Origin of the sequence: Bradyrhizobium sp. 197 (assembly GCF_023073375.1) — a bacterium.
Lineage (GTDB): Bacteria > Pseudomonadota > Alphaproteobacteria > Rhizobiales > Xanthobacteraceae > Bradyrhizobium.
In genome coordinates this window covers 23,096-31,694 of record NZ_JADPJJ010000037.1, presented here as the reverse complement: position 1 = coordinate 31,694, position 8,599 = coordinate 23,096, and the positions used below count along the sequence as shown (strand labels likewise).

The window sequence follows — 8,599 nt, the reverse complement described above, 5'->3', positions numbered from 1 at the left end:
CGAGAACTTCTTCGGCAAGCTCAAGGAATTCAAGCGCATCGCAATGCGCGCCGACAAGACCGACCAGAGCTTCACTTCAATGATCTATCTGGCCGCGGCCGCGATAAACTCCAGATGAATCCCAACAGACCCTAGGCCATCCGAAAAATCCCATCCAGCGATAAAGTTCGACCAAATGGAACACTCCCAAAGGATGGTCCCGCAGCCTAAGAAAGAAGGTGCCTTCCGATTTCGATCCTGGCAGCACATTTAATTGTTGCTCACGGTTCGACGAATGATCAAACCCGAATCTACGAACGATTGCCGCAGGAAAAGAGCGCAAGTGAAGCATCTCCGCTTTGGTAATTCATAGGCCCGCAAGGGTGCTAATCAGGCGGCGGACGGCACGATAGCGACAACCCTCCGAGAATGGAGATCAACGATCACGAGTTTGTCCTGGACCATTAAGTATTGGTCACCCCAATAGCCGTTCATGATTTGCGCAACTTCCGAAGGAAGGTCATGCACTTCGAGCTGCCGTGGCACCGCGGAGCCAATCATGAGTTCGAATGGAACCTGCTGAGCCATTGAAAATTTCTGCTTCGAAATGATTTCACTGATCTGTTTGCGCTGGCTGTCGTTTAGCGACAGGGGTCGAGAACTCTCTTTGATGTTTCGAGCACGTCCACCCGATGAATCCTCTTGGCCAGCTGGATCATTCTTTCCAATGGAACTTTCCGCCGCCCGTTGAGCCGGCGCGCCGCGGCCGACGGTCGTGTCGGAACTGGTCGAAGGGTTTGCGCCGCCGGATGGAGTACCTATCGAGTTGGGCGTCAGAAGCGGCCAAACGGTCAAAGCGATGAACGCCGCCGCGAGAACGCCACATCCAGCAATAACAAGTTTCCTGTTGTTTGCCGATTCGGGCCTCTTCGGATCTTTCTCCGCCATTCCAAGCTCCTTATCAAACCCTAATCGGGATTTAAGAAACCTGACAGTCGTCGGTTCCTCTGATCACGGTGGGAATCAGATGTGCCTGATGATTTTCCTAATCATCACATGCATTGATCGGAACGATGACGGTGAAGGACGCATTCGAACGCCGCCGCTTCGTGCAGCAACATTTCGTTGGCCGCATATCGTCCGAGCTATTCGATCCCGGACACCGCAATTACCTGAACCTCCTTAAGTCGTGCTATGATATCTGTGTATATCTCGACGATCAGCTGCAAGACAACTATCTTACGGCCGACCCGAGTGAAGGCTTTTATTCAGCGGCGTGTCGTCCTTCGAACTTCGGTAACGATGGAAGTACGTCGAGGCTCGGTCTCAATTGTGATATCCAAAAAACAGGCAAAAGGAATTTCATTAGCAAATTGCTCATTCGCATTCCGGGAATAGCCGGTCGCCCGCCAAGTTGCCTCACCCGGCGGCGATGCGTTCCTTGGCGACGGAGAGCATCGGTCACCGCGCCCTGACGGGCATCCGTACGACGTTGACCACGCGCAGCTTGCAATTCTTCTGCTCAGACCCGATCACGTAAGCCAGAGACGCCGTCCTTGCCCGCGCAGTGATCGCAACAATAGAACGTGCCGTCTTTTTCGAGCCCATGTCCGACGATCCGCGTGCCACAGTGCTTGCAGGTGGGCGCCAGGGCGTGGATCGCACACTCGAAGTATCTAACGTGTGGGTCTGCCCATTCATCGTTACTCGGAACGCCTTGTCATAGTCACTGCCACAGGTTTCACATGTCGGCATTGGATGATCCCAATCGCTGAGTGGGTGCCCTCAGCCGCAACGCCCACAAGCCCCCGGGCGTTCCCGGACGGTCCTGGAACGTATCGCGAACGACGGCGTTAACATCGCATGGTAGATTCAAAATCAAATACCGAAAAGGAGCCGGATGATTGGGTCTCCGGTGACGAGCCGATGACCGGCGCCCAGGCTTCTTACTTGAAAACGCTTTCCGAACAGGCCCAAGAGCCCGCGGCCTTCGATGAGAAACTGTCTAAGGCCGAAGCTTCCAAGGTGATCGACCGTTTGCGCGAGAAGATCGGTTTGGAAGATTTCGACAAATAGGTGAGCAAAGGCCGGTAACGTAAGGATTCACGAGACGTCTGCCTTAGGCGGGATCAGAAACCAAAGGGATAGGTGTCGGGAACACCAATGCGGCGATGCTCCAGGCCCAAAGGCGTCACGGCATGTGTCTCATCGAACCAGACGACCGCGTCGAACTGTTGAGCCACCGACGCTTCGGCATAGTGGCTTTGCAGTTCGGTGTCCGGTCGATAGATCACGCCAACGAAGCGTTCGAGGCGGAGGGCTAAGCAAACGACGGCGAAGGGGCCTCGTAGCGGCGGAATTCGGCCAGACCGCGCGTCCTGCCGGCATCGTGAAACAGCCGCTATAGCTGTCTGGCCGAGAGGGCCGCACTCGCATCACTTCCATGTTTCCGCCCCAGTCTGACGCGGCGGCTACCGTGCCAGTATGGGTGCCAAGTCCGATCACCGACGCTCCTTCGCCGAATTTCTCCCGACAAAGCTGACCGATGTTGAGTTCGCCGCGGATCGCGCCCATGTCGGTAAAGCGAGCGTCGCCGATATGGGAATTATGCGCCCCAACCACGGCCTTGGATTGGGACCCGTGAGCTTCGAGGATATGGCCCAAGGTCTCGAACATGTGCGTATCACGCAGATTCCAGGACTCGGCACCGCCATAGTACATGATCCGGTAGTAGCGCTCGGCTGATGCGATCAATCTCGCGTTCTGTACGGCATCCAGGAAACTGTCCGGGTCGTTTGCTTCATAGTCCAGCTGGTTTTTCAGGATATCCTGACACTGCCGAACTATCTTCTCCTCGCATTTCCGGTAGCCCTCGGTCAGGACGGCGCGCCCGTAGGTCGATGGTTCCGCGCTGCCATGGCGTAAGGCAACCGTAGCGTTCGCGCGCCACCGCCGCGGCTTCAGGATCAATCTTGTCGAGGTAGGCGAGAACGGCCGCGATCGAACCGCGCATGTTGTAAATGTCGAGTCCGAAGAACCCAGCCTGGTCCCTTGCCGCCTTTCGTTCATTGGAGTTGCGCATCCGATCGACGAAGGCGGCGGCGTCGGTATTTCGCCACATCCAGGTCGGGAAGCGCTCGAAGGGTTTCTGCTCGCGTGAGCTTGGGTGCGCTCGATCGCGAACGTACCGGTCGACGGCAGCGGCGTCGGGCCAATCCGCTTCCACGGCGACGATCGTGAAGCCGTGCTTCTCGATCAGCCGGCACGTGATGGCGGCGCGCGCTTGACAGAACTCCGACGTGCCGTGACTGGCTTCGCCCAGCAGGACAACGCGCGACTGTCCGAATCGATCGAACAGCGCGCCGAACGCTGGATCGTCGAAGGCCGGCAACGGTTCGACGGCAGCACGGATCATGTCCGTCAACGAGTGCAATTGCGTATGTCCAGGGATGTGGTTGCTTGCCGCGCGTGTGCCGTCCTCCGCCCATCCTTCGCCGATCAACGGTACGAAGCGGACGGCGCCGAGCGCCTCTTCATCGAACTCAGCATTGGTGCAGCATCTGATCCGCAACAGCGATTGTTCCCCATCCCCATCCCCGACCGGAATGACCAGGCGGCCACCGACGGCCAACTGCTACGTAAGCGCATCCGGCACCAACGGACCACCGGCGGCGACCAGGATCGCGTCGAACGGCGCTTCGCCGACCAAACCGCGGGTGCCGTCCCCGGTATGGACGATGCAATTTCGGTCGGAGTGCATTAAGTCGCTGGGTGGCGATCCCGGCGAGGGCGCCATGCCGCTCAATGGTGTGAACCATTTTAGCGAGTCGTGAGGCGATTGCCGCGGCATAGCCTGAGCCGGTCCCGACCTCGAGTACCTTGTCCGTCGGCTTCAGTTCGGCCGCTTCGGTCATTAGCGCGACAATGTAGGGCTGCGAAATCGTCTGCTCGTTGCAATCGGCAACGCGCCATCCTCATAGGCGAATTCCTCGAAACCGGCTTCCACAAACCGCTCCCGGGGCATCTGTCGCATGGCGTCCAGAACGCGGCGGTCGCGGATGCCGCGGCGCGCGAGCTGAATGTCGACCATGCGGTCGCGAAGATGTGCAAGTTCCGTCATCGCAGCGCCGGCATCGCCATGCACGGAACGAAATCGTACTCATGTGAAGGTCCAGCGCAGCCGCCTCCAAGAACCCTATCCGGCGGCAAAGGCGGGCCGGAGAGATCATTCTTAAGACAGCGGCCAAAAGAGCAATCTTCTTGGCTGGGCGTGTCGGTGCCGTAGTACTCGCGATAATCCCTATTTTGGCGCGCTAGGGGCTAGGTCGGCTGCGCCGCGGCCTACGACTTTCGTCCGCGGCGCAGTTGCTGAGATCATCAAACACGACGGTACCGACGCCAGCGCCAATGACCTTCTTCAGCGCGACCGAGGTGGTCTCGTGGCACATGTTGGAGCTGTCAGGCAGATTGTTATTGCCGTAAACGCGCGCGAACAGGGCGTAAAGGTACGAGGTCTCGAGGCTGGCTCGCCCGGAGGAATAGAAGATCACCGACTTCGGGTCCAACGTCCTGAGTTGCGATCCGATGGCGTCCAAGGCTTCGTCCCAGTCACAGACCACGTAGCGGTCGCTGTCGCGATCGTAACGCATCGGATGGGTCAGCCGCCCTTGCTGTTCGAGATCATAGTCGGGCCAGGAGCGCAATTCCGTGACCGTATGCTTGGCGAAGAATTCCGGAGTGCACCGGCGCGTCGTGAGTTCCCACAGCGTCGCCTTGGCGCCGTTCTCGCAGAATTCGAATGTGTGGTAGTCGGCCGGCTTTGCCCAGGAGCAGGAGACGCACATGAAGCCCTTCGGCTTGTTCTGCCGCCTCAGCGTATCGAGCGCGGTCGGGGAGTCCCATTCCTTGCCGAAGATTCTGGCAATGCCCTTGAGAGAACCCCAGCGTCTTCGCTGTCGACCGTGCTGTTCGTCTGGGACATTCGCCAACTCTCGCCAACCGCCGCCACCCACCACGCCGCTAACGTATGTTCCAGGCCCGGGTTCCTGTGCCATCTGCACGCCTTTTGGCCGATCACTCGAAGTTGGCCAGTCCAGGGCCTCATTGGCTCCAAAGCCGGCAACCACCCTCTGGGCCGTCCCTGGCCTGCGCACAAATAGTCGGAGCGCTACCCGTACAAATGATTCCGACCTGATCCGCCCTAGGCGCCTAACGACTCGCCAAGACCTTGTTACGAAAGCCGTTTGGAGCGGACTGTTCATCTGCTCGGCAGACCATCACTCGAAGCCGGGGTTTGTGCGATTTGCCCTAAGACTGATTGGAACAGGGACGCCTCTCCCATCATTGTTTCGGGGAAAGCTCGCACAATGCAGCTCTCAGCCGAAGGATGGCAATCCGGTGCTCATCACGATCGGACCGCAAGGAATGTCCGTGTTCGAAGCCGTGAACTCGACAGGCGCGAACTCGAATACAAACACAACTGAAACAATCTCGAACTCGACCACGGGATCCGGCGCCTCGTCCAGCACAAAGAAGAAGTAGCTGGCGATACTGCGGTCGATCTCATCCGAGCCGGCTGCGTCACAACCACTGCAACAGGTCCGTTTCCCTTCAGAGAGAAGAACAACATGAACGTAAGCGAATATGTCTGGCATCGGCTTTCAGAATGGGGATTGAGCAGGGTTTACGGATATCCGGGCGATGGTGTAGGCGGTTTGGATGTTGCGCTTGAAAAAGCCAAGGACAAGATGGACTACGTCCAGGTCCGCCATGAGGAAATGGCTGCCTTCATGGCCTCGGCGCACGCTAAATTCACCGGGCAGGTTGGTCTGTGTTACGCAACGTCGGGCCCGGGCGCCATCCATCTGCTGAACGGGCTCTATGATGCCAAGATGGACCACGTCCCGGTCGTTGCCCTGGTCGGACAGCAGGCGAGGTCGGCTATCGGTGCCAGCTATCAACAGGAAGTCGATCTTCAGGCGCTGTTCCAGGACGTCACCGAGTATGTGGCGCTGGCCAGCGTTCCAGAGCAGGTGCGGCATCTGGTCGATCGCGCAGTGCGCATTGCTCACACTAAACGGGGGGTTAGCTGCATCATCCTGCCGAACGATTTGCAGGAGCTCGACTATAAGGATCCGCCGCTCGCGCATGGTGCCACGCACACTGGCGTTGGTTATGCCGGCCCCGCGAAACGTCCTGAGGACAGCCTGCTGCGCGCTGCCGCCGACGTTCTGAACAGCGGCAAGAAAGTCGCCATGCTGGTGGGCGCCGGTGCGCTCGAAGCCACGGACGAAGTCATCTCCGTCGCGGAGCGACTGCAGGCCGGCGTCGCGAAGGCGCTGCTTGGAAAGGCGGCAGTTCCCGACGATCTGCCGTTCGTCACCGGCTCGATCGGGTTGCTGGGCACCAAGCCGAGCTGGGATCTTATGAAGAGCTGCGACACGTTCCTGATGGTCGGATCCGCGTTTCCATATAGCGAATTCCTGCCGAAGCCGGGAGACGCCCGTGGGGTACAGATCGACATCGATGGCAGCCGCTTGAGCCTTCGCTATCCCATGGAAGTCAATATCGTCGGCGACAGTGCGACCGCTCTGGCAGCACTGTTACCGCTGTTGAAGCAGAAGAAGGAGCCGTCGTGGCGAGGTGAAATCGAAAAAGGCATGAAAGAGTGGTGGGCGACGCTCAAAGCGCGCGCGATGAATTCGGCCGAGCCTCTCAACCCCCAGCGAGCTTTCTGGGAACTGTCGCCACGGCTGCCGGATAACGCCATCATCACCGCCGATTCCGGATCCGTGGCGAATTGGTATGCGCGGGATCTGAAGATGCGGCGCGGGATGAAGGCCTCGTTGTCGGGCGGGCTTGCCTCGCTGGGAGCGGGCACGCCTTATGCCGTTGCCGGCAAGATGGCTTATCCCGACCGCACCGTCATCGCCTGCATGGGCGATGGCGCGATGCAGATGAACGGGCTGAACGTGATGATCACCATCTCCAAATATTGGAAGCAGTGGTCGAATCCGAGATTGATCGTGCTTGTGCTGAACAACCGCGATCTCAATCAGGTCACCTGGGAAGAGCGGATCATGCTGGGCGCCGGTAAAACCGAGTCGACGCAGAGCATTCCCGATTTCGCCTATCACAAATACGCCGAGCTGCTCGGGCTGAAGGGCATCTTCGTCGACAATCCCGACAGGGTCGGCGCAGCTTGGGACGAGGCGCTGTCGGCGGACCGTCCAGTTATCCTCGAGGCCTATACCGATCCAAATGTGCCGCCGTTGCCGCCGCATATCACACTCAAAGACGCAAAGAACTTCGTCAGCATGATTCCATCGGAGCCGGAACTCGGCAGCGTGCTCAAGAACAGCGCGAAGGAGCTATTGACCAGCGTGCTTCCTGGAAAAGACTGATCATGAAGCCCGAGGTATCGATTCATAGCGTGCGTGCGCGGGCGTTCAGGATTCCGACTGACGGACCCGAGGCAGATGGAACGAACAGTTGGGACTCGACAACGCTGGTCCTGGTGGAGATCTCGGGCGGCACCCAGACCGGGATCGGCTACACCTATTCCAGCGCCGCCATCGTCCACCTGATCGTCGGAAAGCTTGGTCCCGCCATCGAAGGCGCCGACGTCATGGACCCTCAGGCCGCCTGGCTCCGAATGCAACAGGCGGTACGCAATCTGGGTCGGGAGGGAATGGCCGCGACGGCGATCTCGGCGGTGGACACTGCCTTGTACGACCTAAAGGCTCGTTTGTTCGGATTGCCGCTCTTTCGGTTATTGGGCAGTTATCGCGATGCGGTCGCGATTTACGGTAGCGGCGGTTTTACGACCTACACCGACCGGCAATTGGAAGAGCAATTGGGTGGTTGGGTGGCCGAGCAAGGCTGCGCGTTCGTCAAGATGAAGATCGGCTCCGAACCCGAGCGCGATCCCCACCGTGTGAAGATCGCGAAGCGCGCGATCGGCGATCGCGCCAGGCTTTTCGTCGATGCCAACGGGGCGTATGGCGCCAAGCAGGCGCTGGCACTCGCGGACCGGTTCGCCGAGCAGGACGTCGGCTGGTTCGAGGAGCCCGTGTCGTCGGATGATCTGGAGGGGCTGAGGACTGTTCGTGCGCGGGCGCCAGCGACGATGGAGATCGCGGCCGGGGAATACGCCTACACACTCAACTATGTCCGGACCATGCTCCAGTCGAGGGCCATCGACGTCCAGCAGGCCGATGTGACCCGTTGCGGCGGGATCACCGCATTTCTGCAGATAGCAGCGCTTTGTGAGGCCTTTCACATCGACTTGTCCGGCCATTGTGCGCCCGCGCTGCATCTGCACGTCGCTTGCGCCTCGCCGCACCTGCGGCACCTGGAGTGGTTTTATGATCACGTCCGAATCGAGAGCATGCTTTTTGAAGGCGCGCCCGCTCCGCGCAAGGGAATGATTCGTCCGGATGCGTCCAGCCCAGGTAACGGTCTGTCGTTCAAGCATCAGGACGCTGCCCAATATGCGGTGCAGGGAAGCGCATGATGGCGGGAAACGGACGCAATCTGCTCTTGGGCGCGGGCGTTCTGGCTGCCGGAGTCGCGAGCGCCGCTCTACGGCATTCGACGATGGCTCCGCTGACGCGACCTT

General features: G+C 59.3%; 5 protein-coding genes and 2 pseudogenes. 3 read left to right on the top strand and 4 right to left on the bottom strand.

All coding sequences use genetic code 11. The features are described 5' to 3' along the window. Positions 1-369 precede the first annotated feature (369 nt). Positions 370-927 carry a DUF1236 domain-containing protein gene (locus tag IVB27_RS09185; protein WP_247443038.1) on the bottom strand — a complete coding sequence of 186 codons (558 nt, stop codon included), beginning with the start codon at positions 925-927 and terminating at the stop codon, positions 370-372. A 915-nt stretch (positions 928-1,842) separates the two neighbouring features. On the opposite strand from IVB27_RS09185, the gene IVB27_RS09180 reads away from it, so the two are divergent. Continuing rightward, positions 1,843-2,055, top strand: coding sequence for a DUF3072 domain-containing protein (locus IVB27_RS09180; protein WP_247443037.1), 213 nt, complete (start codon positions 1,843-1,845; stop codon positions 2,053-2,055). A 53-nt stretch (positions 2,056-2,108) separates the two neighbouring features. On the opposite strand, the pseudogene IVB27_RS43570 reads toward IVB27_RS09180, so the two are convergent. The 3 genes and pseudogenes from IVB27_RS43570 to IVB27_RS09165 form a co-directional block, all read right to left on the bottom strand. Continuing rightward, a pseudogene (locus IVB27_RS43570) lies at positions 2,109-4,099 on the bottom strand (protein-L-isoaspartate(D-aspartate) O-methyltransferase). 235 nt (positions 4,100-4,334) lie between these two features. Continuing rightward, a pseudogene (locus tag IVB27_RS09170) lies at positions 4,335-4,967 on the bottom strand (molybdopterin-dependent oxidoreductase); the annotation flags it as partial. A 387-nt stretch (positions 4,968-5,354) separates the two neighbouring features. Beyond that, a complete protein-coding gene (locus tag IVB27_RS09165) occupies positions 5,355-5,633 on the bottom strand; it encodes a hypothetical protein (RefSeq protein ID WP_247443036.1) in 279 nt (92 codons plus the stop codon). On the opposite strand from IVB27_RS09165, the gene IVB27_RS09160 reads away from it, so the two are divergent. Both IVB27_RS09160 and IVB27_RS09155 read left to right on the top strand, forming a co-directional pair. Next, positions 5,607-7,382: a thiamine pyrophosphate-requiring protein gene (locus IVB27_RS09160; RefSeq protein ID WP_247443035.1), complete on the top strand. Its 1,776-nt coding sequence runs from the start codon at positions 5,607-5,609 to the stop codon at positions 7,380-7,382. The genes IVB27_RS09165 and IVB27_RS09160 overlap by 27 nt on opposite strands. Positions 7,383-7,384: 2 nt before the next feature. Continuing rightward, positions 7,385-8,494, top strand: a complete 1,110-nt coding sequence (locus IVB27_RS09155; protein ID WP_247443034.1) for an enolase C-terminal domain-like protein — start codon at positions 7,385-7,387, stop codon at positions 8,492-8,494. The last annotated feature ends 105 nt before the right edge of the window (positions 8,495-8,599 follow it).